The sequence below is a fragment of the Ardenticatenales bacterium genome, assembly GCA_020634515.1.
Taxonomy (GTDB): Bacteria; Chloroflexota; Anaerolineae; order Promineifilales; family Promineifilaceae; genus JAGVTM01.
The window spans coordinates 389,874-416,227 of record JACKBL010000003.1; the positions used below are offsets into that span (position 1 = coordinate 389,874).

Sequence of the window (26,354 nt, forward strand, 5' to 3'; positions counted from 1 at the left end):
ACGGCACACGTATGACTACGTCCCACGCAAACGACGAACGCATTTTGGTGATCGGTGCCGGCATTTCCGGCCTCAGCGCCGCCCACCACCTGCAAGAACAAGGCCGCCGCGTCACCCTGCTGGAAGCGCGGGACCGCCTCGGCGGGCGCACCTGGACGGACCACCACCTCGGCGTGCCCATAGACCTGGGCGCGTCCTGGATACATGGCGTCGCGGGCAACCCCATCACCGCCCTGGCCCAAACCCACGGCATCCTCACCACGCACACCGATTACGACCAGGTGCGCCTCTACGACCAGGATGGCACGCCACTGCCCGCCGCCGCCTTCGCCCGCATGAAGGCGGAGCGGCAGCAGGTCGTGGCCGCGCTGGAGGCACTGCGCCCCACCACCACCGCCGACATCTCCATCGCCACCGGGTTGCGGCGCGTGCTGGCGGACGCACCGCTCACGCCCGCCGCCCACCGCGCCCTACGCTACAGCCTGCGCATGTTGTGGGAGCATGAAGACGCCGCCGACCTGGACGACCTCTCCCTGTGGCACAGCCAGGAATTCGAGACGTTCGGCGGCGACGACCACATTCTGCCCCAGGGATACGGTCAACTGGCGCGCGCGCTCGCCGCCGGCCTGGATGTACGCCTGAGCCATGTCGTCCACGCCGTCAGCCGGCGCGAGGATGGCGTCCTCGTGGAGACCGGCCAGGGCGTGTTCCGCGCGGACCGGGTGATTTGCACCCTGCCGCTAGGCGTGCTGCAATCAGGGCGCGTGCGCTTCGATCCGCCGCTGCCCGCCGCCAAACGCGCGGCCATTCACCGCCTGGGCATGGGGCTATTGAACAAGATCATCCTCGCCTTTCCGCGCCCATTCTGGCCCCCGGAGGCGTTGCAGCTTGGCTACCTGGCGGCGGAAGAAAACACCTTTGACGATTTCCTCAACCTGATGCCGTTCACCGGACGTCCGCTGCTGCTGGCCTTCACCAGTGGGCGTTTTGCCGCCGCACTGGAGCGCCAACCGGACGCGGACATCGTGGCGGGCGTCATGGGCGTGCTGCGTCGCCTGTTTGGCCCGGCCATTCCCGCGCCCACCGCCTGGACCATCACCCGCTGGCGCGATGATCCCTTCGCCGGCGGCAGCTACAGCTACGTGCCCGTGGGGGCGACGCCGGACGATTTCAACGCCCTGGCCGCGCCCGTGGGGGATCGGCTCTTTTTCGCGGGCGAGGCCACGCACCGCGACTACTACGCCACCGTCCACGGCGCATATCTGGCCGGCCTGCGCGCCGCCGCCGAACTGGCAACCGTCCAGGCCAAGATTGGTTCATTCTCCAAGAATGAACCAATCTGATAAGCAACGACGACCAACTATCGACCGCCAACTGAAAACTTCAAGGGACCCGCATGAATGTAAAAAAATGGCTCACTTTGTTGTCGGCAGCCGGGAAGGCGTGGGGCGAGGATAATGCCTCGCGGCTGGCGGCGGCGCTGGCTTATTACACGCTGTTTTCTATTGCGCCGCTGCTGGTGATTGCGATAGCGATTGCCGGCATGATCTTCGGCCAGCAGGCGGTTTCCGGTCAACTTTTCAACCAGATCAGCGGCATCGTGGGCGCGCAAACGGCAGACATGGTGCAGGAGATGGTAAAAAATGCCGGCCAGACGGAATCAGGCGTGATCGCCTCTACGCTGGGCTTCGCCACCTTGATCTGGGCGGCATCCAACCTGTTCAGCCAGATTCAGCAGGCGCTGAACGCGGTCTGGGGCGTGGCGAATGCGCGGACCAGCGGCATCGTGGCTTTTGCCTGGCAGCGGTTCGTGGCCGTATCCATGGTCTTGGGCCTGGGCGGGCTGATGGTGGCCTCGCTGGTGGCGGTGACGTTGGTTTCCGCCTTGCACCAGGCGCTACACAACATTGCGCCCCTGCTCGTGGAAGCGATTCCCTTAACGGACATACTCGTGTCGCTTTTGGTGATGACGTTTAGCTGCGCGTTGGTCTTCCGCCTGCTGCCGAATACGGCGGTTGTCTGGCGGGATGTGTGGGGCGGGGCGCTGCTGGCGGCCATTCTTTTTACGTTTGGCAAGTACTTGATTGGGCTTTACCTGGGCAGCGCCAGTTATCGTTCGACGTTTGGGGCGGCGGGGTCGTTGGTCGTGCTGCTGGTGTGGGTGTACTATTCGGCGCAGATTTTTTTGTTTGGGGCGGAGTTTACGAAGGTGTATGCGCGGGCGTATGGTTCGTGGCGGGGTGTGGGGGAGGAGAGAATGCCGGCATTAACCATCGCCACCGCCACAGGAGACCCACCCTGGCCTGCCCTCGCCACCGCGCCCCCCACCCAAACCCCCAAAGCCCCGACCCCCTTCTGGGTACTACCCGCCGCCCTCGCCTTCCTCGCCGGTCTCGTCGCCGCGTCCCGCCGCCGCTAACACCGACCTTCCCGGAAGCTGGTAGCTTCCGGGAAGGTGTGGATACACCTCTTCAAACAACATAGCAATCACCGTCTGGCGAAACTCGGCTGAATCCGTGATCCGTTTGTAAAGATCGAAATTCGACTCAATCATCGTTTGCAGCACGCCGGGAAACAACGACTCAAACAGCAGGCGCACATGCTCCTTGCTGTTCACCCTGGCACTGTGCTGGATGCTTTCATGATTGGCTAGCCGGGTAGACAACTCTGCAAAAAAGACTTTGTCTCCATCGTCAAATTCTGTGCCAAAACGCTCGTTGAGTTCAGCCAAAATCTGGCTGAGCGGCTCTTTGATCTCCTCATCCTCTCCACCCACCGGATGTTCGGACAGGGGATCAAGGACGCCACCGTTTTGTTGTTCCAGCGCAAGGGGGCCACTGTGGGTCTGCTGAATGCGGTAGCTTTCCAGGTCAATATTTTCCTGGACGCTCAGCGGTAGCTGGTTGCGTCCGCGGGGCAGCATCCGATTCAACAGGCGGGCGAAGAGATAGAGCCGCTCCAGGTCGGCATCCTGGAAGGGCATCACCTGGGACAAGAAGGCATAGAGACGGATATACCCTTGCAGCAGCGAACGGAAATGGTCTTTCTGTTCAGCACCAGGCAAATAAGTGAAGCGGGTGACCACCGTTTTCAGCAATGGCTGAAGTTTGGCCGCTTTTTCCCCTTGGGTGAGGAATAGTTCGGCCACCTGGCGCACCTCATCATCGGTATACAGGTTGAAGTCGCCCAATTCGTCGTAGATGTCATACAGCTTGTTGGGGTCGCTGCCCTCGCTGAGCAGGGTGGCTTCGTAGTAGGGCTGGAACGATTGGCGGATATGCTCGGCTTCGTTGACAAAGTCCAGCACCATCGTTTCCGTCTTGGCCGGATGGGTGCGGTTGAGGCGGCTGAGGGTTTGCACGGCATTGACCCCGCTGAGTACCTTGTCCACGTACATGGTGTGCAGCAGCGGCTGGTCAAAGCCGGTCTGGAACTTCTCGGCCACGATCAGGAAATGGCAATCCGGTTTGTCAAACGCACCTGCCGTTTGCGTGTCGGGGAAGCCGTTCATGCCGGCTTCGGTATATTTCTTGCCCCCATCCTCAACTTCGCCGGAGAAGGCGACCAGGGCCTTGAGCGGGTAGCCTTGTTGCTTGATGTATTTGTCGAAGGCCAGCTTGTAGCGGATGGCGTGCAGCCGGCTGCTGGTGACCACCATGGCCTTAGCCTGGCCAACACCCTTTGGGGTGGGGATGCGGTGGCGGGTGGTGTGCCAGAAATGGTCCACCATGATGGCCGTTTTGCGGGCGATGGTGAACTCATGCAGGCCGACAAAGCGTTTCATCTGGCCGATGGCTTTGCTTTTGGGGTAGCGGGGGTCGTCTTCGATGGTTTTGAGCAGGTTGAAAAAGGTCTGGTGGGTGGTGTAGTTGGCCAGTACGTCAAGGATAAACCCTTCTTCAATGGCCTGGCGCATGGAGTAGAGGTGAGAGGGATGATAACTGCCATCGGACCGCTTCACGCCGAACAGTTCCAGCGTCTTTTGCTTGGGGGTGGCGGTGAAGGCGAAGAAACTGAGGTTGGGTTGTTGTCCGCGGGCGGCCATGCTGGTGTTGATCAGGTCTTCGCCGTCCTCGACCACCTTCCCGGAAGCTTCGGAGCTTCCGGGAAGGTGGTTGTCCCCCAACACCTGCTTCAAACTCTTGCTAGTTTCGCCGGTCTGGGAGGAGTGGGCTTCGTCGGCGATGATGGCGAATCGCCGCCCGGCCAGTTGGCCGACCTTGTCCACGACAAAGGGAAATTTTTGCAGGGTGGTGACGATGATGGGGCTGCCGCTTTCCAGGGCTTCCGCAAGCTGGCTGCTGTGCTGGTCAATGGCCTGGACGATGCCGGTTTGTCTCTCGAACTGGAGGATGGTGTCGCGTAGCTGACGGTCCAGGATGCGGCGGTCGGTGATGACGATGACGGAGTCGAAAACGCGCCGGTTAGCATCATCGTGCAGGGACGACAGGCGGTGGGCGAGCCAGGCGATGGAGTTGGATTTGCCGCTGCCGGCACTGTGCTGAATCAAATAGTTATGACCAGGGCCATGCGTGCGGGCGTGGGCAATCAGCTGGCGCACCGCGTCCCGCTGGTGGTAGCGGGGGAAGATTAGCTTTTCCCGCTGGCTGTCCAGGTCTGTTTCCAGATGGATGAAATGGGCCAGCAGTTCCAACAAGTTATCAGGGGCGAAAATCTCCGCCCACAAATAGCTGCTGGCGTAGCCGTGTGGGTTGATCGGATTGCCGGCAGCCCCGTCCCGCCCCTGGTTGAAAGGCAAAAAGTAGGTAGCCGCGCCGCGCAGGTGGGTGGTCATGTACACCTCGTCCCCGTCTACAGCAAAATGCACCAGGCAGCGTTTGAAAGCCAGCAGCGGTTCGCCACGCGGGTCGCGGTCTTTCTGGTATTGGACAATGGCGTTGATGGCGTTTTGGCCGGTGAGCTTGTTTTTTAGCTCAAGGGTGGCGATGGGCAGGCCATTGAGGAAGAGAACCATGTCAATGCTATTGTTGTTTTTGGCGCTGTACTGCACCTGGCGCATGACGGAGAAGATGTTCTTGCCGTAGTTGGCCTGGTGTTCCGGGTTGAGGGTGGTGGCCGGCCGGAAGTAGGCCAGGTCGAAGTAGACGCCGTAATCCTTGATGCCGTTGCGCAGCAGGTGGAGGGTTCCGTGTCGTTTGCGTTGTTTGGTCAGGCGGTCGAGGAATTTTTGGCGGAGGGCAGTGCCGTGCTGGTCGAGCAACTGCTGCCAGGCGGCGGGCTGGGTGGCGGTGAGGAATTCCAGCAGCAGGTCAACGTCCAGGCAGTTGGCGACGTCGTAACGCCCGGCTGTTTTGCGCCCGTCGTGGCTGCGGTAGCCGTGTACGTCACGCAAGTATGCTTCTATCTGGTCTTCGAACCCTTTTTCGCTGATGTCCATTTGATGATTCCTTTTTCACTATCCCGGAAACTTTAGAGTTTCCGGGATAGGGGAACGACCCTCAATCAGGTCGCGGACAAATTGAATGTAATCACTCCGGTTTGGAAAATATTCCTGGATAAAGGCGTGATTGACCAGGGTTCCCGGTCTTTTGCCAATCCATTCCAGGTAGTTGGAGTAAGGCCACGTTTCAGGTGTATTCACGAAACCATGTAGCACGGGGTTGGCGTGGATGTAGCGGCAAAGATGGCGCAGGTGGGCATCTTCGGTGATGTGGATTGCCTGGAAACGACCTTCAAAGAGGGTCCCGCTCCAACCATAGCGGCGATTGACGGCCCGTGAATAGCCACCAAATACGCGCTTGGGTAGTTCCGAGACGGGTGCGTCACTATCTTGCCTGATGAGGAAGTGGTAATGATTGGGCATCAGGACGTAGGCGATGATGGTCAGGTTGAACAGGCGGGCACAATCCTTGGTTTGGCGGAGGATGTAGAGGTAATTGTCTTGTTCTTTGAAGATGGCATGTTTGCCGGCGCCACGGTTGTAGATATGGTAGTAATGGCCGTTGAGGAAGGGAGTGGTTCTGCGAGGCATGGGAGATTCTCTGTGCGATGCCCGCCACTATCCCGGAAACTCCAAAGTTTCCGGGATAGTGGCGGGGTGGCGTTCTCCTAATCCTAGAACGCCGATATTCATGGAACTATCCCGGAAACTCCAAAGTTTCCGGGATAGTATGGGACCGGACGTCGATTTGGCCGGTGACGGCGGCGGAGATGCGGGCGGTACGATGCTCATCTTGGAGAGCCTTCTTTCACTTTCCCGGAAACTCCAAAGTTTCCGGGAAAGTGGGGGAGGGGGCGGGCGCAACATGGGGGCGGACGTCGATCTGGCCGGTGACGGCGGCGGAGATGAGGGCGGTGCGGTATTCTTCTAGCTTGGAAATAGCATCAGCAGTTAGAGTTAAAAGACGCTTGAAATAGGCAGATGAAACTGCTATGAGGTTAAGAATCTCTTGTTGCTCCTTGATTGGGGGCAATGGAATAGGAAAGTTATTAAGTTTCTGCTGGTTGATGGTTGCGAGATTGGTAGTTTGCTGTGAAGTGCTTGTGAAATAGTTCTTACCATGCAACGAGGCTGTTAAGTGCGCTAAATAGTGCGGTTTTATGCAATGGCGGTCAACTCGAACTGCAAAGACATGGTTCTGGTGCAGCATGTCATCAATCTGACTATCCCAGACATAGCCCCGCCCTAATTTATCGAAGTCACCGCCCTCAGTCATTAGTACATCACCATGCTGTAGACGATAGCGGTCAACTTCGTGTGGCAATATATCAACATAAGTAATTTCATCCAAATCCAAGTACCCATCTTGAACGTTTGCCACTCTCAAATAGGGACAACGAATGGTTTCCCGGTTACGTAAATCTCGTCCGAGCGTAAGCCCGGATTGAATTTTGCTAACATACTTCAACCGTAGAAGTGTCCAATGTGCCGGCATTTCCCCCAACCACGCCACCCCACTCTCCTTCATCGGCATCGTCGGGTCCAGCCCTTTGGTAACGGCGTGGCTGATCAGCGCGGTGCGCTTTTCCTGCAACAAAGCGATCAACTGCCGCTTCTTGTCTATCAGCGCATCAATTTTGGCCGTTTGCTCATATAAAAAGTCAGCTATGGCTCGCTGCTCTTCCACCGATGGAACCCCTATCTCAAAATCTGCCAAAAAACTCGGTGGGACGCGCTTTTGTCCTGCTGCTCCGGTCATTAGCGCCGTTCCAGTGTTCCGGAAAAGTTCTGAATGGGTAATGTAGTACAGGAAACGATTATCAAGGAATGATTTCGGGCGAAGAACATGCAGTTCTGTTGTCCCAAATCCAATGCCGTTAACAAGCCCTTTACAAATCGCACCTTTTCCGTTCTCAAAGCAAGGAGTTATTTTGGCAACAACAACATCACCTTCTCGGAAATATGTGAACCCAGCATACACTTGCCCCAACTCGCGGGTTTCCGTCAGCGTAAGCGTACCATCGTCGCCGATAAGTTCCATCGGCAAGAACGACACGCTCGTATCTAATTTCATGCTGGCTATCTCAGACTTGCCTGGATTGATTTCACACAGAAACTTGAGCCGAAGCAATTGCCAATCCTTCGGCAACTTGGTAAGCCAGGGATTGCCCGTGCGTTGCAAGTCTGCTCGTCGCTGGAGCATCATAGAGCTACCTTTCCTGTAACCTCGCCAAGAAGAGTAACGATTTCCATCTCTAACTCTTTAATGTCAGCTTCAATCTCTCCAAGCGGACGCGGCGGCTGGTATTTGTAGAAGTAGCGGGTAAAGCTGATCTCATACCCCACCCGCCCCACCTGACCATCCCGTTCATCCGTCCAGGTGGTGTCAATGAAGGCGTCGGGCACATGGGGGCGCACCTCGCGCTTGAAGTAATCCCACACATCCTCCGTCAGCGGCACGCGCTCATCCAGCCAGGAATCGCCGGGGGTGTAGTCGGCGGACTGGGCCTGCTCCGGCAGGGGCACGCTTTCATAATCGCGCAATTCGCCGTCCGCCTCCGGCCCCTTCTTTTTGCTGTCGTCCACAAAACAGACAGCCGCCCCCGAATCCCGCTCCCCCACCGCCCCGACAATGGCCTTGAGCAAGGTTTGGGTCAACTTCACGCCCTGCTGTTTGGCCAGCCGCTTCAAGTCGCGGCTGAAGGCGGCCCGATCGCTGTAGGTGGACTGGGGCAGTGTGGTCAAAAGCTGGCGGATGGCGGCCTGCTGTTCCCGCCCGGCCTCTTCTTCGGCGGCCCGCGCCTGGGGGTCTTTCTTGCGGCTCCGGGCCAACTGCTGGAAGGCGCTCTGCTCCTCCAGCCGGGCGATGCGCTCCGGGGTAAAGGCAAAGCTGAGCCGCAGCGGGCGGTCAATGCGCACCTTGCGGTAGCCAAAGAAATGGTTGGGGTAGACCCGGCTGTGTTCCCCATCGGCAAACGCCCGGTAAATGGATGCCAATTCGCCAATCTGGGCCAGGCTGATTTCGTGCCGCTTGCTGCCCAGGCTTTTGCGCATCTTCTGGTAGAACTCGGCTCCATTGACCAACTGGATTTTGCCCCGGCGGCGCTGGCTTTTGCGGTTGGTCAGCACCCAGATGTAGGTGTTGATGCCGGTGTTGTAGAAAAGCTGGTCGGGCAGGGCGATGATCCCTTCCAGCCAGTCGTTTTCGATGATCCAACGGCGGATTTCGCTTTCGCCGCTGCCGGCATCTCCCGTAAACAGCGGCGAACCGTTGAAGATAATGGCGATGCGGCTGCCCTCATCGGCGTCCATCTTGCTGAGCATGTGCTGCAAAAAGAGCAGAGCGCCGTCGTTGATGCGCGGCGTGCCGGCCCCAAAGCGGCCATCGTGGCCCAACTGCTCATACTCCTGCTTGATCACCCACTCCACCTTCTTCCAGGAGACGCCAAACGGGGGATTGGACAGCATGAGGTTGAAGCGGCGGCCTTTATGCCCATCTTCGCTGAAGCTGTTGCCGTAGACGATGTTGTCCGGCTCTTCCCCCTTGAGCAGCATATCCGACTTGGCCACGGCGTAGGCATTGGGGTTCAACTCCTGGCCAAAGAGGATGACGGTGGCGGCGGGATTGCGCTCCAAAATGTAATTTTTGGCCTCGGTCAACATCCCCCCTGTGCCGCAGGCAGGGTCGAAAACGGTACGGATTTTGCCGGGCACGTGCAGCACCTCGTCATCCTTGCTGAAGATCAATTCCACCATCAGGCGGATGATTTCGCGGGGGGTGAAATGTTCGCCGGCCGTTTCGTTGTACTGCTCGCTGAAGCGGCGGATCAGCTCTTCGAAGATGTAGCCCATCTCCAGGGTGGAGACGGTGTCCGGGTGCAGGTCTACCTTGAGGAACGCTTGCAGCACCGGGTAGATCAGCTTCGCCGCTTGCAGCCGGCTGATCTGGCGGCGGAAGTCGAACTTTTCGATGATGTCCTGGACTTCCGGGCTGTAGCCGTTGAGGTAATGGAGCAGGTTCTGGCCGATGTCGTCGGGGGCCTGCAACAGGGTGTGCCAGTCGAATTGGGAGGTGTTGTAGACTGGCCCGCCGGCCTTGCCGGCCAACAGATGGCGCAGGTCGTCGAGTTTGCCATAATATTTCTGGTACGCTTGCCGCACTTGCTGCCGGGTGGGGGCAATGGCCAGATCGAGCCGGTAGAGGACGGTCAGGGGCAGGATAACGTCAACGTATTCGCGGGGTTTGTAGTCACCGCGCAGCAGGTCGGCAATCTCCCAGATGAGGTTAGCTTTTTGAGTGAAGTTGTGCATCGTCTCTCCAACCTTCCCGGAAGCTCTCAACGTCCTGGAAGGGGCAGCGCCATGTACACATCCCCGGCATCCTCGCGGTAGGGCGGGATCGGCATGAATCCGAGGCGGGTGTAAAAGCGGATGGCGCGTGTTTGCTCATAATCGGTTTGCAACACGATACGCGCATAGCCGGATGCGCGGGCAAAGGTCAGCAGTTCTTGCATCAGGCGAAAGCCGATGCCCTGGCCGTGGTACGCTTCCAGCAGCCACAGCCGCTTCAGTTCCGCCGTGTCCGCATCCAACCGCCGCAGCGCGCCTGTGCCAATCAGCCGCCCGTCGTGCATGACCGCCAGGAACAGCCCGCCCTGGTCGAGATAGTTCGCCTGGATGTCGTCCATGTCGCTCAGTTCGCCGCGCGCGGCAAAATGGCGCAGCATCTCGTCCACGGACGCGGGCCAGCGGTAGATGTTGCGCGCCACCGTGACAATGAGCCGTTTGGCTTCGGCGATCTGCTCCTGGCGAATAGGCTGGAGGATCGGCAGTCTTGCATCCATGGGAAAATCCGGTTTGTTTCTGGCAGCGCAACGGCTAAGCCAAATTGGTCCAATCTGTATCTTCTCAATAAATTGCGGCAAAGTTGGTTGAGCCTGTCGAAACCAACGGCCTGCGACAGGCTCAGGCCTCGTTTCCCCCGAAATATTGAGATGTTACTCCAATCTCTAGAAAAACGCGCCCCTATTTTATCCGGTTCTTCTTGCCTGCGCGACGACCGGCGGTTACGCCTCGGGCAGCTTGGGAAACAATACCGGACCGGGTTGCACGGAGCGACCCGGCGGCAAACCACCCCAGGCGGTCGCCTCTGCCCATGCGCCTTCCAGGGAGACGTTAAGCTGCGCGGCGATGGCGGCGGCGGTGTGCGGGAGAAAGGGCTGGCAAAGATACGCTATCAGGCGCAGCGCTTCCGCAAGATTGTAGAGGGTGGTGGACAGAAGGGCGGCGGCTTCCGCGTCCCCTGCCCGGCGTCGTCCCGCCAACACCCACGGCGCCATCTCATCCACGTACCGGTTTCCCGCCGCCACCAAGCCCCAAATCGCGCCCAGGGCATCGTGCGGCAGGAATTGCGACATGGCTGATTCAATTAGTGCCGGCATCTGCCGGGCCGTCATGATCAGGCGTGCATCCGCCTCCCCCCGCACCGCCGGGTCGGGCGCGGGAATCACCCCATGCTCATACCGTCCTATCATGCGCATCACCCGATTCAGCAGGTTGCCCAGCCGATCCGCCAGGTCCCCATTATGCGCCTGGACGAAGCGCGCCGGCGTAAAATCCCCATCATCCACCGCCCGAATCTCTCGCAGCAGGTAGTAGCGCACACTATCCACGCCATACTCGTTTACCAAAGCTACCGGATCAATGGCATTGCCCAGGCTTTTGCCGATCTTCTGACCATCCACGTTCACGTAACCATGCACGAAAATCGTCGTAGGCAACGGCACGCCCGCGCTGAGCAGCATCGCCGGCCAGTACACCGCGTGAAAGCGAATGATCCCCTTGCCAATGACGTGAATGCGGTCAGGGCACTCCAACCAACGGCGACGATAGTGGGCGCTTTCCGTGGCATAATCCAGGGCGGTGATGTAATTGCCCAGGGCGTCAAACCAGACGTACATCACCTGCGTGGGATCGTCAGGAACCGGGATGCCCCAACCGCGGGCGCGGTTGACGCTACGGGAAATGCTAAAATCCCGCAGACCCTGGCGAATAAAGTTGAGCACCTCATTTTGACGGCGGTTCGGCTCAATTCGCAGTTGGCCCGATTCGATCAGCGCCAGCAGCGTTTCCTCATAGCGGGAAAGGCGAAAAAAGTAGTTTTCCTCCTCCACCCACTCCGGCGCGGTGAGATGCTCCGGGCAAAGCCCCTGCCACAGTTCCTTTTCCGTGTAAAACGTCTCGCAGCCCACGCAGTAAAGGCCGCCGTAGGTCTGCTTGTAGATGTCGCCATGATCGGCGCAGGCACGCCACAAACGGGCCGCGCCCGCCAGGTGGCGCGGGTCCACGCTGGTGCGGATGAAGTCGTCAAAAGAGAGGTTTAGCGCCTCTCGCAAATCGTAGAAAGCTGCCGCGTTGCGGTCCACCAGCGCCTGTGTGGGAATACCTTCCTCGGCGGCAGCCTGCACGTTTTTCAGACTGTTTTCGTCCGTGCCCGTGAGAAACCAGACATCCCGCCCGCGCAGGCGTTGAAAGCGGGCCAGGGCATCGGTCAACACGATTTCCAGGGCAAAGCCAAGATGCGGGCGAGCGTTGACGTAGGGAATTGCCGTTGTGATAGTCCAGGGGATGGTGTTGTTCATGAGCGCTTTCCAGTTGAGTGGGGTCAGTTGTTGGTTGCCGGTTGCCGTGGAGAGAAAACAAAAAAGGCCGCCCATGCGGGCGGCCTTTTCTAACAGATAAAAAACGCGAACGACTCAGGCGGCTGGGCGCATGGGTGTGAATGGACCCATGCGCATCATATTAAGTGAAGAGGGAGCAACCTGATTCATCATCGCAGCCAAATGATACCCAGTCCTGGGGCAAGTTGTCAAGAAAACGTTGGTCTTTTGCCGCCAGAATCAGCCCGTATTCGTGCGTTTTCACGCACCTGCTTGAATTCGCGCAGGCCAGCGCCCCCCGGCGGCGGCGTCACACCCGACCATAAAATCGTCCGATTCGCCCCGCTGCCGTGGGCACAAATCGGGAGCACGGGACTGTCAGACGCTTGATGCCCGCGCATTCTTGGCGAAGTTCTCAATAAGAGTGATGGCGCTCGCAATCCCATTTTCACTGCTGATTTTCCTGCCAACCTGTTCGGCTCTTTCTCGAATGGAAGGATTGGATGTCGCTTCCTCAAGGGCTTGTGTCAGATTATCAACGGTTAGCTTTTTTTGCGGGATGGGTTTGGGACCAGCACCAAGCGAATGCACGCTTGCCCCCCATAGCGGCTGGTCGATAATGAATGGGCAAATGACCGATGGTTTTCCTGCCCTTAGTCCCGCCGCCGTCGTTCCCGCGCCACCGTGATGCACGACTGCGCCAACTCTGGGAAACAGCCAGTCGTGGGGAACTTTCTCAATCTGGTAGATTGTTGCCGGCAAATCAATCGCCGACAATCCACCCCACCCCGTAGCCATAATGCCGCGCAGCCTGGCTCTTTGCAAAGCCTTCACAACCATATTCGCTATCCGTTCCGGGTCGCGTCCGGCCATGCTGCCAAAACCAACATAAACCGGCGGTTCCCCCGCTTCAAGGAAGATCTCCAACCTTTTTGGTGGTTTCCACTCCTCTGTCCGGTCTAAAAACCAGTAGCCGGTTACATGGGCTGTTTCCGGCCAGTCATGTGGCCGCGACCAAACGTGTTCACTATATGCGTGAAGAACTGGTATCGGACTGCCGTCGGCCATTTGCATCGGTGTTGTTGATTTTGGATATTTGCCCAGGCCCAAAACGTCCTGCCGAAATTCGTTTACGACATCGTCATAATTGTGATATCCCCTGTGCAATATCGCATATGACAGCTTATTAAACCCGCTTCCCAGTTTCAGATCGGGGAAGCCCACTGCCGGAAATTCTCCCGTCGGCACAAGAACAGGCACGGGAACCGCCAGGATGGCAGGAACACGCAATTTCTCCGCGATATGCGAACCTGCCAGGGCTTTTGGGTGGAAAATGATGATGTCCGGTTCCGCCTCCTGCGCGGCGATCCAGGCATCTTTCATCATCTCTCGGTTCAGGGATTTGGACTCTTTCATCAATTTAATCATGGACTTGACTAAATTGATGGCATTGGCCCCGCCTTCCATGGCTTCTCGTCCCGCTTCTGAATCAACGAGCTTGATGAAGTCGTTATTCATGTACCCATAGGCGATGCCATGTTGGGTGATAAACGGCTCGAAACTGGAACAAGTACACAACGTAGCAGCGTGCCCTGCCGCTATGAGTCCTTTGCCCAAGGCCACGTAAGGTTGGACATCACCCCGCGAACCAGCCGTTAGAATAAAAACTCTCATATTGGCCGCCTTTCAGCATACGGAATGGGATGACTGAGCATATCCCGCGTGTTACGTCTCTAAACGCCGATAAGTGTACCCAATTATCACAATTATGTAGAACTGTATCGTTGCATTTTTGGTTTGCTGTTTGGCGAGAGGTCAGTAATCAGACCATTTGGGCAGCGCAGGCGTCATTCCAATAGATCGTGGCAGCGTTGGTTGCGTTTGTCGAAGGGAGCCGGGCTTTGACAAACTCAGCCCTCGACTGACATATACAGCTTTCGAGTCTGGCGAAGTCCATAGATGGTGATCGGAGTTGAGGCTTTAGCCGGGTCAACCCACGCATGTGGGCCGGCTGAAGCCTCCACTCCAAAAACGCCAAAGTCTGGCAGCTACAAACGACGGTGGCCGTTCAATCTCCAGCTTCTCGAGCAAGACATGCCCATATTTTGCTTGCTTACGGGCCTATTTCGCGAGGAAACCTGGCAGGCCCACATCCATAGAGACGAAAATGGACTGCGGAGCCGGCCATAATTGATACACGAGACACAACTGCGCAAACCGTGTGGCAGGCATGAACCTCTTTCACCGCTCCGGAGAACAACTTGGAAAAGTTTCTCTTTGAGGCGAACAAGCCATAGATGGGACCCTCTCCGGCGAACAAGCCATAGACTCGTAGTCCGTATGATGGGAAGATACGCAGATGATCTCAGGTTCGTCTTCTAACAACAATTCAAGCTCTTTCATCTTCAGTTCCTGTTTGATTGTGAAGGTCACACTCTTTGAATTCTTTCAGTTCTCAATGACCAGTTGGCTTTACAATTTCAGTGTTGGTGTCCAGAATGGCACCACGGCGCGCGCCCTTGACAAAAAACACTCCTTTTTTGAATTGATAATTCGGCATGAGGTTTTTCCTTCGAAGACAGAACAGGAATCAGCAGGGGCAAAATACAATCTGTGTCGTGCGCAAAATCCGCGCCGCAACTATCCGCCCTCCCGAGGTGTGACGCACTTCTGAACGCCATTTTCTTGACTCAGCGCGCCGCAAAAGTGCGTCACTTCTGGAGAATTACAATCAAGATGATGTTTCCCCTCTCCTCTCACCGCCGCAGTGCACCTTGATGAGTCGCCAGATACAGATCCGTCCCGCTTAGCGTCCCAATTTCCATGACGTAATAGTACACATCATCGTGATACAGCAGCGTGGCATCCCACGTTTTACCATTGGCGACGGGGAACATACTCTGGGTGATAACCGGATTGTCAGCATACTTGTGCCAGTGCAGGCCATCATCGCTGATAGCCAACCCGCGCGTGTTCAGGGATACGCCTGCCTGGTACAACATGACAAAGCCATCAGCGGAGCGAGTCACGTGCGGGCGATCCGCTTTGATAGATTCCCACTCCACCTCCGGTATGAGGACAGGATCGCTCTCCGCAAAAGCCTCTTCCGTGGTGGCCGGATCATTGTATTTCCGCCAATGAATGCCATCGGGGGACGTGGCCGCGCCAATGCCATACACGCCAATGGTTTGCCCGCCGTAGTACATGAAAAATGCGTTTCCATCCCGGATCACGCTGGGCCAACGTAAGCCGCCGTGGTCCCACGCCCCCCGCGGGCCAGGCGTCAGCACGGGTTGTGGGTTCGCTGTCCAGGGGCCAAAGGGCGAGGTGGCAACGGCACGTCCTATCTCGCCAGTGCCCAATGTATGGAAATACATTACCCACGTTCCATCGTCCAGAACAACGACGGAGGAAATGTCCGCCATGCCATTGCCAAAGGGAATCTGATCCGTGCTGAAAACGGGTGCGTCTTGCGCCAGTCGCCAATGATAGCCATCCGGGGATGTGGCATAACCGACTTTGATCACGCCGGGCCAACCGGTAAAGCTGTTGCAAAACATATGGAACTGACCATCGTGAAACAGAATCGCCCCCGGATTGATGTACAGATCGGCCATGTCCGGCGATGGCGAATGCGCGAGGATGGGCATTGATGGATCGTCACCCTGGAAGACAAAATCAGGGGCGGCAAAGGTGACGGAAGGCGCGGGAACGACTGTCGTGATGAAATCGAGGAGGTCTTGCAGCGCGGCGGTGCGAAAGATGCTATTGCCTTCTCCCGGCGGGTCTTGCAGCGCGTGTTCCGAGCCTTCGTAGACGATCACGCGGATGTTGTCCTTGCGCAGCGCTTCCAGCCGCGCCTGGCTGGCGGCAGCGGGAACGTTGGGATCCGCGCTGCCATACATCACCTGGGCCGGGATCGAGAGTTTTTGCCAGTATGGCAGGCCATCAAAGTTGCCCACCGCGTCCCAGAAATCCCGCTGTCGGAATTTCCGCAGTACGTAGGTGGAAGGATAGGCAATCAGGTCGGCAATGCCGGGCAAGAAACCGATTTCTCGCAGGTTGTTGACTTCTTCGTAATGCAACACGTCATAGCTGGAGAGCGATGTGCCCACCACGGCTACGAGGAAAGCAACATCGGGCGATTGGACGGCAACCAGGGGCGATATTTGCCCGCCCTGGCTCATGCCGATAATGCCTAACTGAGAGACGCGGACGAGTTGCTGATTGCGCATAAAGTCAATGGCCGCAAGCGTGTCGGTTGCCAGGTCTTCGTAGCTGGAAGTGCGCCAATTGCCTTCGGATTTCTCGGACCCGCGTTTGTCGGGCAGGAGGACGGCGACGCCATTCTCTTGCAGGTACTGCGTCATGGTCAGATACCAGATGTTGTCGCGGACGCTGGTATTGGCACCGTGTATGACGACGACAGCGGGGAAGGGTCCCACGCCTTCAGGAATGAATAACATGCCGGCAAGATTCAAATCTTGCGCCTCATTACGAAACGAAACCTCCGTGTATTGCAGATCGGCCAGATGCGCGCCATCGTAGGAACGCGCTTCCGCGGGAGACACCTGTTTCACCACCACGGGACCGAGCGTGAGCGCAAAAAACGCGCCGACGAGCGCCAACCAGAAGAACTTGTTCATCTCAACCTCCACAACAGTGATTGCCCTTTCAGACGAAGAGTGGTAGAATACTTGTGCGCGCATCTATCTGCGTCCGCAAATATAGACATGCGCATATAGTACACAGGAGCGGTCCACCTGTCAAGAGGAAATCACCAATGTCCCTACCACATATTATTTTGGGTATGCTGCGGAAAGAACCGAAGTCTGGCTACGATTTGAAGAAAGAATTAGAGATGGTCATCCACTTCTTCTGGGAAGCGGACACCAGCCGTATTTATCGCTCCCTGAGCGAAATGCAGAAGAAAGGATGGGTGGCGTTTGAGGTTGTTATTCAGGAGGACAGCCCGAACAAGAAGGTTTATTCGCTGACGGATGCGGGAAGGCAAGAACTGCGAGATTGGCTGGCTGAACCGGGAAAAACATCAGGAACAAACAATGCTTTCCTGGCGCAGTTACATTTCAGCGATGCCATCACCGTGGCGCAACAACTGCGTGTGCTGGAGGTTCGGCTGGCGGAACTGGGGATGGAGATAAAGGAATTGCAGCGGCGGGCGGCATCGCTGCATATGCCCGTACCTCTCCCCGCGGATGCGCTACGGCAGGGGATGATACGGGAGATGTTCTCGTTGGAATACGGTATCCGCCGCTACCAGTTTGAGATCGAGTGGGTGGAAAATACCATTCGCATCTTAAAAATGGCGCCATAAAACAAAAGACCTGCCGGGTTTTCCCGCAAGAGGGCGTCTTGCAAGCAAACCTGGCAGATCTCATGCCGGCATTCAAGCCACCGCGTCCAGTCAAGTATCCGATCAGAAACGCCGATCCTGGCGCGCAGTCACCTACCCCGCTGAATAATTTTTGTAGACAGGCTCGTACATGATCGCCTGAACGGCGGCCACGAGATCGGCGGGGCGGGGAGCGGCAGCCAGGTCCTGCTCGTAAGCCACCTCGGCCACGGCCACGGCGATAGCCAGGGAGACCTCGCGGATGCGCTTGAGCGAGGGGTAGATGCGCCCTTTGTCCAGGTCGCTTTCGGAGACGAGAGCGGCCAGGGTTTTGGCGGCGGCGTGGAACATTTCGTCGCTCACGTGGCGCGCCGCGGAAACAACCACGCCAAGCCCGACGCCGGGAAAGATGTAAGCGTTATTCCCTTGACCAGGAACGAAGGTCTGGTTGCCCAGAGTGAAAGTGGGGAAGGGGCTGCCGCTGGCGAAGATGGCTTTGCCCTGGCTCCAGGTGTACGCCTGGGCGGCGGTGCATTCGGAGTTGGCGGTGGGGTTGGAGAGGGCAAAGATGATGGGTCGTTCGTTGAGGGCCGCCATGGTTTCGACAACGGGTTGGGTGAAGGTAGCCGGCTGCCCGGAGACGCCAATGAGGGCGGTGGGGTGCAGGGCTTCAACGGCGGAGAGGAGGTCAGACACGGGCGGGTGTTCGTGGGCGTAGGGGCGCTTGTGGGGGGCCAGGTCGGCGCGGCTTTTGACGACGAGGCCGCGGGAGTCCACGAACCAGCATTGCCAGCGCGCGACTTCTTCGGGAATGCCGGCATCGACCATCGCCGACACAATCAAATCCGCAATCCCGATCCCCGCCTCGCCCGCGCCCAGGAAGAGAATCTTCTGGTCCGCCAGGTTGCCGCCCGTGAGCCGCAAAGCCGACAACAGCCCCGCCAGCGTGACGGCGGCCGTCCCCTGGATGTCGTCGTTGAACGCACACGCCTGATGGCGATAGTGTTGCAGCAGGCGGAAGGCGTTCATGTTGGCGAAATCTTCAAACTGGATCAGGGCATGGGGGAAGCGCCGCCGTACGGCCTGCACGAATTCGTCAATGAGGGCGTCGTACTCCGCGCCACGCACGCGATGCTGACCGAGGCCGATGTAGAGAGGATCGTCCAGCAGTTCTTTGTTGTTGGTTCCGACGTCGATGGTGATGGGCAAGGTGGTGGCGGGATGAATGCCGGCACAAGCCGTATACAACGACAGCTTGCCCACCGGAATCCCCATCCCATTCGCGCCCAGGTCGCCCAACCCCAAAATACGTTCCCCATCCGTGACCACAATCACGCGCACATCATCAAAAGGCCAGTTCTCCAGTATTTGCGCCACGCGACCCCGATCCTTAATAGAAATGTACAGCCCGCGCGGGCGGCGGAAAATGTGCCCATACTCCTGGCACGCCTTCCCCACCGTGGGTGTATAGATGATGGGCATCATCTCTTCCAGATTGTCGATGATCACACGGTAGAAAAGCGTTTCGTTTCGATCCTCCAGGTCAATCATGTAAACATATTTTTCCAGGTCAGACTTCTTCTGGCGGAAATTCTCCAGAATGCGCCACGCCTGCATCTCCATGGGAATAACGCGGGGCGGCAGCAGGCCGCGCAGCCCTAGTTGATCGCGTTCCGCCTCCGTGAAAGCGGTTCCCTGGTTCAAGAGTGGATTATGCAGCAGGTCCACCCCGTGTGGCAGTTCAGACAGTTGTTCAACTTTAGCGGACATGGGAGTGCTCTCCGTGAAATGTAAGAAAGAATCAGAGACATAGTGCCAACCGACATCTTGTGGCCAGCACATGACTCCAGTTGCCTTCATAAGCAACTGCGCCTGATTATAAGACGGGGGGAGAGCAGACGATATATTAGAACGTCACGTCTGGCACGTGAGTTTTGTCAGGTATTCGCGGGAAGGGATGAATGACGAAGGATGAATGACGAAGGACGAATGTGACTACGACCACCTTCCCGGAAGCTATTTTGATGCCAAATGATTTGAACGATGAGGCGTTTTGGCTTCACATTGAGCTTCCGGGAAGATCTCCAGGCTGAATAGATACGGACGAATGTAGCTCTCGTCCTTCCGCGTCTAGTCGCGTTCTGTTGCCAGGTGGCGATAGCCACGGTTCCAGTAGACGAGCGGGGGCGCATCGGGACGGGGCACGCCGCTGCTGATGACTTCGCCCACGTAGATGTTGTGCGTGCCGGCAACATACGTCGCGTAAATCGTACAATCCAGCCAGGCCAGCGCATTCGCCAAAATCGGCGCGCCCGTCGCCGCCGTGGTCCATTCGCCCCCGTCAAAGCGTGTCTCTTCCGGCATCCAGGCAAAACGATCCGAGAGCGGGGCCTGGTCCTCGTGCAAAATGTTCACGGCAAAGACGGCTCCCGGCGTCTCCAGCAAAGAGAAAGCCGTATGTTTGTGGTCAATCGCCACCATGATCAACGGCGGCGTTGGAGAAATAGAAGCGAAAGCGGAAACGGTGAGACCATGAACGATTTCACCGCATTTGATAGTGACGATGGTCACGCCGGAAGGAAAATGGCGCAGCGCATCACGAAAATCGAAAGAGTCTACCAACATAAACAGCCTTCAGTGATCCTTCGCATTCTGGAGATTGGACCCATTTCACGCGCTCAATAGCCATTTTCACCAGAGAAAATGGGGCCAATCTGGCTTAGCAGGTACCGCAAATGAGTAAATGGGAGAAGACGCGGATAAAGACGGACCGCCCGTTTTCCTGTTCATTCAGTGTGACCGGCCGAAAACCCCGCGAGACCCAAAAGACCCGAAAAAATCCGCTCCTCCACGTCAATCCGCGTCCAATGCCAGCACCCGCCGCACAATCGTGGCAATATCGCTCAAATCATGAACGAGGTCCGCCATCTCCGCATGCCCCCGGCCCACCAGGATCGTGGGCACGGGATTGAGCGTGTGCTGACGATGCGTCTTGTCTTCAATGTTACCATGATCACTGGTGATGATCACCATGCCCTCATCTCCCGCCTCCGCCCAGCCATCGAGGATGCCACCGATCGCCCCGTCCACCATCTCCAAATGCTGCCGCGCCTCCGCCAATGAACCGCGATGGCCACGATGGTCAGTAGGCCAATGTTCGAAGAAGCAAAACTGATATTGGCGCGCTATTTGCGCGATGCGCCGCCCTGCCCCGTTCAGGCTAAGGAGGGGCACATCGTCGTAGCCGAGGAAGTCACGCCACGCCTGCCCTGTAAAGTCCGGGCTAACCGCTCGCCCCGCGCGCAAATCATCCACCGTCATCAACGACAATCCCGCGCTGGTGGCCGCCAGCGGCACGGCGGAAAGCAAGCGCAAACCACTACTGATGCCCTCGAAGAAGCGTTCCGGGTAAGGCGTGATTAAGGCTGCCCGCCCCCCCGTCTTCACGACCTCATGAAACAGCGTCCCCTCCGCGATGATGGCCGTGATCTGGCTGTCCGGCTTGGGGCCATAATGCTGGCCGATAAGGGCGCTCACGTTGCGCCCCGTGAGGATGGTGGCCTGCCCCGTGGCGCTCTGCGGGCTACGCGGCATGTTCAGATTGGCATCCGTGGGGATGAGGCTGGCGCGGGGCGTGGTGATCCGTCCGCGTCCCGCCAGGAACCAATCCGCGCCGAGCAATTCCCGCAGGCGGGGCATCCGCGCCGTCACAAACGGATTGGCATCCGCGTCATCGCTGCCCATGCCTACGCCATCCATGAAGAACAGCAGCACCGATTTACCGTTCATACCGCCGCACTTACCTCCGCACGTCGGTCGTCCTGATACAAACTCATGTTTCGCCTCCGCCATTTTGCAGCAGCGCATCAACCACGCTGCGCACCGCGGCCGGGTCAATGCCCCCCACTTGCCGCCACACCTCCTGTCCATCCGCCGTGAACAGGATAAAGGTGGGCGTAAATTGGAAGTTGAAACGGGTTGCCACCTCGGCGGCGCGGGGTTCGTTGATGTTTAGCCGCACCACCTCCACGGCATCGCCCCACTCCTGGCGCAGACCGTCAACCACAGGCTCGGCGCGCAGGCAGCCGACGCAGTAGTTGGAGAATATCTCCAGCAGCACGGGGCGGCTGACCGGCTGCACCAGCAGCACTCCCAGTTCGTCCGGCGGGGCCGTACCCGCGCCCGGACGCAGCAGAAAGTACCCCGATGCTAACGCCAGCATAATCAGCCCTACGACGGCCAGGCGTGGTGGCGTACGCCGGGTGCGCAGCAGCAGGATGATGCCGATCACGACGGTGGGCAGAACAAAGAGCAAGAAGGAAAAACGATTGGCGATTTGCAGCATTTTTGCGGTTTGCGGGTTGGCGAGCGGCGAGTGGCGAGTGGCGAGTGGCGAGTGGCGAGTGGCGAGTGGCGAGTGGCGAGTGGCGAGTGGCGAGTGGCGAGTGGCGAGTGGCGAGTGGCGAGTGGCGAGTGGCGAGTTTGCGAGTGGCGAGTTTGCGAGTGGCGAGCATCCAGGCTCGCACCCAACCCACCACTAACCAACTAAACCCTCATACCTCATCCCTCATACCTCATCCCTCATACCTCATACCTCATCCCTCATCCCTCATCCCTCATCCCTCATACCTCATACCTCATACCTCATACCTCATACCTCATACCTCTACAACACCACGCCCGTGGGATCGTGCCCGGCGTCCAGGATCGCTTTGCGCACGTCCACGCGGCTGAGCAGCAACAGGCCAACGATGAAGAAGATGATCAGGGAGATGATGGCCGGTCGCTGTTGGCCGAAGATTTGCACTGCCAGGCCAAAAACGAGCGGACCAATCCAGGAAGTGCCTCGTTCGCTGATTTCGTAGAAGCCGAAGTATTCCGATTCCTGGTCGGGAGGGATCATTTGGGAGAAAAGGGAGCGGCTGAGCGCCTGGGAGCCACCGAGGACGGTAGCGATGACGACGCCGAGGATGAAAAGTTGGACGGTATTGGTGAGGAAGGCAAAGGCATAGATGACGACGGCGGACCAGAGGACGAGGCTGATGATGATGGACCGCTTCGCGCCTATGCGCCGCGCCATGTAGCCGAAGAGGAGCGCGCCGCCAAAGGCGACGAACTGGATCATGAGGACGAGAAGCAGGATGGTTTGGGCTTCGACTTTGAGTTCGTCGCTGGCGTAGGCGGCGGCGACGACGATGACGGTCTGGATGCCGTCGTTGTAGATGAGGTAGGCGATGAGGTAGCGCAGGGTGGCGGGGTATTTGCGCCGCATTTCGCTGAGGGTGTGGTAGATTTGTTTGATGCCGTGGGTGAGCAGGTTTTCGCCTTCGGGGAGCTGGCGGGCGGGGTCGCGTTGGACGAGGCGTTTTTGAGGGAAGATGATGGTGAAGAGGAGCCACCAAATGCCGGCACTTGCCAGACTGATACGCACTGCCAACGCCGTATCCTCCATCATCGCCAACAAACCCAGGTTCAGCAGCAGCAGCAAGCCGCCGCCCAAATACCCATAGGCAAAACCGCGCGAACTGACCGCATCCCGCTGATCCGGCGTGGTGATGTCCGGCAAAAACGCATTGTAAAAGACAATGGCCGCGCCAAAAGAGAGATTCGCCACAATAAAGAGGATGCTGCCCACCAGCACGGCCCCATTCGTGCCAAAGAGCGGCATATCCGCCTTCACGAAGAACAGCAGAATCGTCGCCGCGGCGCCGGCGTAGGCGAACGTCATCATCATGCGCTTCTTCAGGTTGGTATAGTCCGCCACCGTCCCCAAAAGCGGCAGAAATAAAACTTGCAGCAAAACGGATAATGAGACCGAAAAAGGATAAATAGCCGCCGGCTCGATCCGCAGGCCCAGCAGAACCAGCGGGGTACTGCTGGCCTCCGCCAGCGCCAAAATGTACGGACCTAACAACGCCGTGACGACGGTTGTACTGAAGGCTGAATTAGCCCAGTCGTACATCGTCCATCCCAATATCTCACGCCTGTCATTCATACAATCATCCCTCCTGCGAAAGTGCGTCCAGCGCGACCTGGACGGCGATCATGAGGCAGATCTGCCTGAATCTTCCCGGAAGCTCAATGTTCGTTGACGTCAAAACAGCTTCCGGGAAGGGGGTCTTGACATGAGGCGGATTTGTCCGAATCTTCCCGGAAGATCGATTTCCGGGAAGATGATACGGAATCTGGTTGGCACGAATTAGAATTAGCACAAAATGAGAGCAGCGGCGCGGCAGCCGACTACTTCGCACGCGGCGTGATTATACGCGCGCGCCGCACTTTTTGCATGGAATCAGACAATTGGGGGGATGATGGTGGGGTGAGGGGGAGAATGCCGGCATTCTCCTACGGCAAATTCTCGCGGGGAGCATACTGCTGGCGGCGGCAGGGATTAAAATCCGCGCCCAAGACCACCCGGTAATTATAGGGATAAGCATCATCGTCTTGATTCAAGAGAAAAGTAGATGATTCCTGGTCCAGTACCCAACTCAGCAGCCAGTCATAGGAACCCTTGAAAGAACTGGCATAATAAGTCACTTCCGTATAATCATCAACCGATCCTTCCTCCGGGTTGATGATGGGAATAAATCCCTGCCAGGCAAGATTGTCCGCCGCCAGCAGCGCCATGTCCGGATTGCCCGTGTGGTTGAGCAACTCCACGTAAACAGGCACGCGGTTGGACCGATTGAGGCTGGAGAGGGTGAACAACCGCTGCACGACCGTCTGTGTCGTGTCCCAGTTAACCAAAAACACATCCTGCTGGTAAGTCGGAGGACGCCAAATAATCATGTCCTCCGGCAGAAGGTGCAAATGCTCAATACCATTTTCGCGAATAGACGAGGCAATGGTGGCGAACTGTAAAATACGACCAATGTCCAGGTCCGTCCGCACCGAATCCCGATAGGTTTCCCACAGGGCAGGTATATCTTCGAGCAAATTGAGATCAACCCCCTTATTCAGGAGCGCGTGCAAAATCTGCTGCTGGCGGCGGTTGCGGTCAAAATCGCTCGTCGTCTTGCGCGAGCGCGCATACCATAAAGCCAGGTCGCCATCCATATGGTAAACGCCCTGCTCCAGCGTAAACATCTCCCAGTTTTCCTCCACATTCACATTCAGATCAGGCGATTTGAGCCGCCAATCCGTCAGCGAACAACCCACGGCAATGTCCACCCCCCCCAATGCGTCCACAACTTGCCGGAAACCGGCGAAGTCAATCTGGGCAAAATAATGAACCGGTACGCCAAAATTGTAGAGGATGGTGTCTTTGACCTGGCCAATGGCCCCCGTCGGGTAGCCGACGGCATCGCCATGTGAGAGGGCCTGATTGATGTTCGCCATGCGCCAGCCAGGAACATAAACGTAAAGATCGCGGGGAAGGGAGAGCATGGCGGCTGTCTTGTTCCTGACGTTGACGGAAACGATCAAAATAGTATCCGTATTGGAGGCGCCGGAGCTAAGGGGAGTGTCGTTACCCAGCAGCAGGATGTTGATTGCGCCATCGGGCAACTCGTAGGTAGGAACCGCCGTGGGAATGGGCAGTTCGCGTGAATCGGTGGCGTTGGGGCGCGGCGTGTCCACGGCAATGGTAGATAGCCACGGCGGCACGGGTGTGGGCGTTTCCGTGGGCGTGGGAGAGGGAACCGGGGTGCGTGTCGGCGCGGCAGTGCGGGTGGGTGTGCCAGAAGGACCGGGCGTGACGGTCAAGGGCGGGGTAGGCGTCATGGTGAAGCGAGGCGACGGGGGCGGCGTTTCGGTCATTGCCCGGGCAGTCGGCACGAGGGTGGGTACACCCGCCACTCTTTGCGCACCCATTGGGCGGGAAGATTGGCAGGCAACAAGCGGCGGAGCAGCCAGAAGGAAGAGCCAGACGACAGAGCAAAGCAGGCGGCGAAGGGTCCAATTCATCATATGTCTGGGCGTGGCAATGGCGTTAGTGCCATCCGAAAGCAACTTCATGTTTTCATCGGAAAGCTATCTATGATAGCGGCTATCAAGATAGCGGCTATCAAGATAGCGGCTATCAAGATAGCGGCTATCAAGATAGCGGCTATCAAGATAGCTGTGGCAGTCAATCATCTGTGGCCTGGGATAACGGGTCAACATCAGGCTTATCTTGTGGACAACACCAAAGGTCAAGGTCTTTTGTGAAGCGGGGTTCGGCGTACTGGATGACGGCGTATCCGTCAATTACCAGATATTTAACCTTGACTCTACTGAAAAAAGGTCAAAAACCGGGTTTTTACACATGAACCACTCTGGTAATTTTTGCCGGACAATCGAAAAACCCGGTTTTTTCAGTGAAGGGGTGTAGTTTTCTAACGGCAAGTCGAGGGTATGAAGTGCATCATGCCCTGCCACAATCAGTTGTACGGCTAAACGTTTGGGCAAATGTGCATCAACGAGGAACTTCATGCCAATACGGTCTCTAGCCGTTTCACTTGACTGAGCCGTGTAGCAAAGGCAAGTACGGCCAAAATATCTTCAGGCTCCAGATCTTCATAGTCCGCCAGAATTTCCTCATTGCTCATGCCGGCACTCAGCAATTCCAGGATCACCTCGATCGGGTAGCGTAATCCGCGAATGCATGGCTTCCCATGACAGATTTCCGGGTTAATCGTGATGCGCTTTAGCAAGGCCAATGTTTCCATTTCTCCATCGCCGAGGTCTTGAAGACAAGTATAAAACTGATCAACAGCTTCGTCCAGGCTCTCAGGCGGCACAGGATCACAGGTAGTGGCTCAATGCCGGCATTCCTGCTGTGGCTGGTTTGTGGGGGGGTAGATTTGTCAAATCATCTCTGAAGATTTGACAAAACTTTGTTCGTGGCTGGTTTGTGGGGTGGGTAATTGCCGGCATTCTCAGCAAACCACCTGGCGTCCCCCATCATGACAACTTGTTTGCCCATCCGGCAGGTCAGCGCAACCGGTACAACTGGCGACAA

Annotated in this window: 19 protein-coding genes; 3 read left to right on the top strand and 16 right to left on the bottom strand. The window is 57.5% G+C overall.

What is annotated here, in order from left to right; translation table 11 throughout:
* Positions 1-11 precede the first annotated feature (11 nt).
* Both H6650_10465 and H6650_10470 read left to right on the top strand, forming a co-directional pair.
* Positions 12-1,343 (top strand): FAD-dependent oxidoreductase, encoded by a 1,332-nt coding sequence (locus tag H6650_10465; GenBank protein MCB8952425.1) that lies wholly within the window; start codon positions 12-14, stop codon positions 1,341-1,343.
* 53 nt (positions 1,344-1,396) lie between these two features.
* A complete protein-coding gene (locus H6650_10470; protein MCB8952426.1) occupies positions 1,397-2,419 on the top strand; it encodes a YihY/virulence factor BrkB family protein in 1,023 nt (340 codons plus the stop codon).
* On the opposite strand, the gene H6650_10475 is transcribed toward H6650_10470, so the two are convergent.
* From H6650_10475 to H6650_10510, 8 genes are all read right to left on the bottom strand, one after another.
* Entirely contained in the window at positions 2,363-5,398 is a 3,036-nt protein-coding gene (locus tag H6650_10475) for a type I restriction endonuclease subunit R (GenBank protein MCB8952427.1), read from the bottom strand. The two genes, H6650_10470 and H6650_10475, sit on opposite strands and share 57 nt — an antisense overlap.
* 18 nt (positions 5,399-5,416) lie before the next feature.
* Complete coding sequence (locus tag H6650_10480) at positions 5,417-5,992, bottom strand: transposase (protein ID MCB8952428.1); 576 nt, start codon at positions 5,990-5,992, stop codon at positions 5,417-5,419.
* Positions 5,993-6,209: 217 nt separating this feature from the next.
* Positions 6,210-7,607 carry a restriction endonuclease subunit S gene (locus tag H6650_10485; GenBank protein ID MCB8952429.1) on the bottom strand — a complete coding sequence of 466 codons (1,398 nt, stop codon included), beginning with the start codon at positions 7,605-7,607 and terminating at the stop codon, positions 6,210-6,212.
* Complete coding sequence (locus tag H6650_10490) at positions 7,604-9,712, bottom strand: SAM-dependent DNA methyltransferase (GenBank protein ID MCB8952430.1); 2,109 nt, start codon at positions 9,710-9,712, stop codon at positions 7,604-7,606. The genes H6650_10485 and H6650_10490 overlap by 4 nt, the downstream gene beginning before the upstream one ends.
* A 26-nt stretch (positions 9,713-9,738) precedes the next feature.
* Positions 9,739-10,245 (bottom strand): GNAT family N-acetyltransferase, encoded by a 507-nt coding sequence (locus H6650_10495; protein ID MCB8952431.1) that lies wholly within the window; start codon positions 10,243-10,245, stop codon positions 9,739-9,741.
* Between the two features lie 222 nt (positions 10,246-10,467).
* A complete protein-coding gene (locus H6650_10500; GenBank protein MCB8952432.1) occupies positions 10,468-12,042 on the bottom strand; it encodes a methionine--tRNA ligase in 1,575 nt (524 codons plus the stop codon).
* Between the two features lie 396 nt (positions 12,043-12,438).
* Positions 12,439-13,734 (bottom strand): glycosyltransferase family 1 protein, encoded by a 1,296-nt coding sequence (locus H6650_10505; protein MCB8952433.1) that lies wholly within the window; start codon positions 13,732-13,734, stop codon positions 12,439-12,441.
* 1,082 nt (positions 13,735-14,816) lie between these two features.
* A complete protein-coding gene (locus tag H6650_10510; protein MCB8952434.1) occupies positions 14,817-16,706 on the bottom strand; it encodes an alpha/beta fold hydrolase in 1,890 nt (629 codons plus the stop codon).
* A gap of 137 nt (positions 16,707-16,843) precedes the next feature.
* Between H6650_10510 and H6650_10515 the strand changes: the two genes are divergently transcribed.
* On the top strand, positions 16,844-17,395 hold the full coding sequence (locus H6650_10515) for a PadR family transcriptional regulator (protein ID MCB8952435.1): 552 nt from the start codon (positions 16,844-16,846) through the stop codon (positions 17,393-17,395).
* A gap of 132 nt (positions 17,396-17,527) precedes the next feature.
* Here H6650_10515 and H6650_10520 read toward each other — a convergent pair whose 3' ends face one another.
* From H6650_10520 to H6650_10555, 8 genes are all read right to left on the bottom strand, one after another.
* A complete protein-coding gene (locus H6650_10520) occupies positions 17,528-19,183 on the bottom strand; it encodes an NAD-dependent malic enzyme (GenBank protein MCB8952436.1) in 1,656 nt (551 codons plus the stop codon).
* Positions 19,184-19,543: 360 nt separating this feature from the next.
* Positions 19,544-20,038, bottom strand: coding sequence for a flavin reductase family protein (locus H6650_10525; GenBank protein ID MCB8952437.1), 495 nt, complete (start codon positions 20,036-20,038; stop codon positions 19,544-19,546).
* Between the two features lie 228 nt (positions 20,039-20,266).
* Positions 20,267-21,202, bottom strand: a complete 936-nt coding sequence (locus H6650_10530; protein ID MCB8952438.1) for a hypothetical protein — start codon at positions 21,200-21,202, stop codon at positions 20,267-20,269.
* A 43-nt stretch (positions 21,203-21,245) separates the two neighbouring features.
* Positions 21,246-21,758: a thioredoxin family protein gene (locus H6650_10535; protein MCB8952439.1), complete on the bottom strand. Its 513-nt coding sequence runs from the start codon at positions 21,756-21,758 to the stop codon at positions 21,246-21,248.
* A gap of 321 nt (positions 21,759-22,079) precedes the next feature.
* A complete protein-coding gene (locus H6650_10540; protein MCB8952440.1) occupies positions 22,080-23,408 on the bottom strand; it encodes an MFS transporter in 1,329 nt (442 codons plus the stop codon).
* Positions 23,409-23,758: 350 nt separating this feature from the next.
* The gene (locus H6650_10545; protein MCB8952441.1) at positions 23,759-25,321 is read right to left on the bottom strand and encodes an LCP family protein; all 1,563 of its coding nucleotides are present in this window, start codon (positions 25,319-25,321) and stop codon (positions 23,759-23,761) included.
* A gap of 279 nt (positions 25,322-25,600) precedes the next feature.
* A complete protein-coding gene (locus tag H6650_10550; GenBank protein MCB8952442.1) occupies positions 25,601-25,825 on the bottom strand; it encodes a DUF5615 family PIN-like protein in 225 nt (74 codons plus the stop codon).
* The gene (locus H6650_10555; protein MCB8952443.1) at positions 25,822-26,061 is read right to left on the bottom strand and encodes a DUF433 domain-containing protein; all 240 of its coding nucleotides are present in this window, start codon (positions 26,059-26,061) and stop codon (positions 25,822-25,824) included. The genes H6650_10550 and H6650_10555 overlap by 4 nt, the downstream gene beginning before the upstream one ends.
* Between the last annotated feature and the right edge of the window lie 293 nt (positions 26,062-26,354).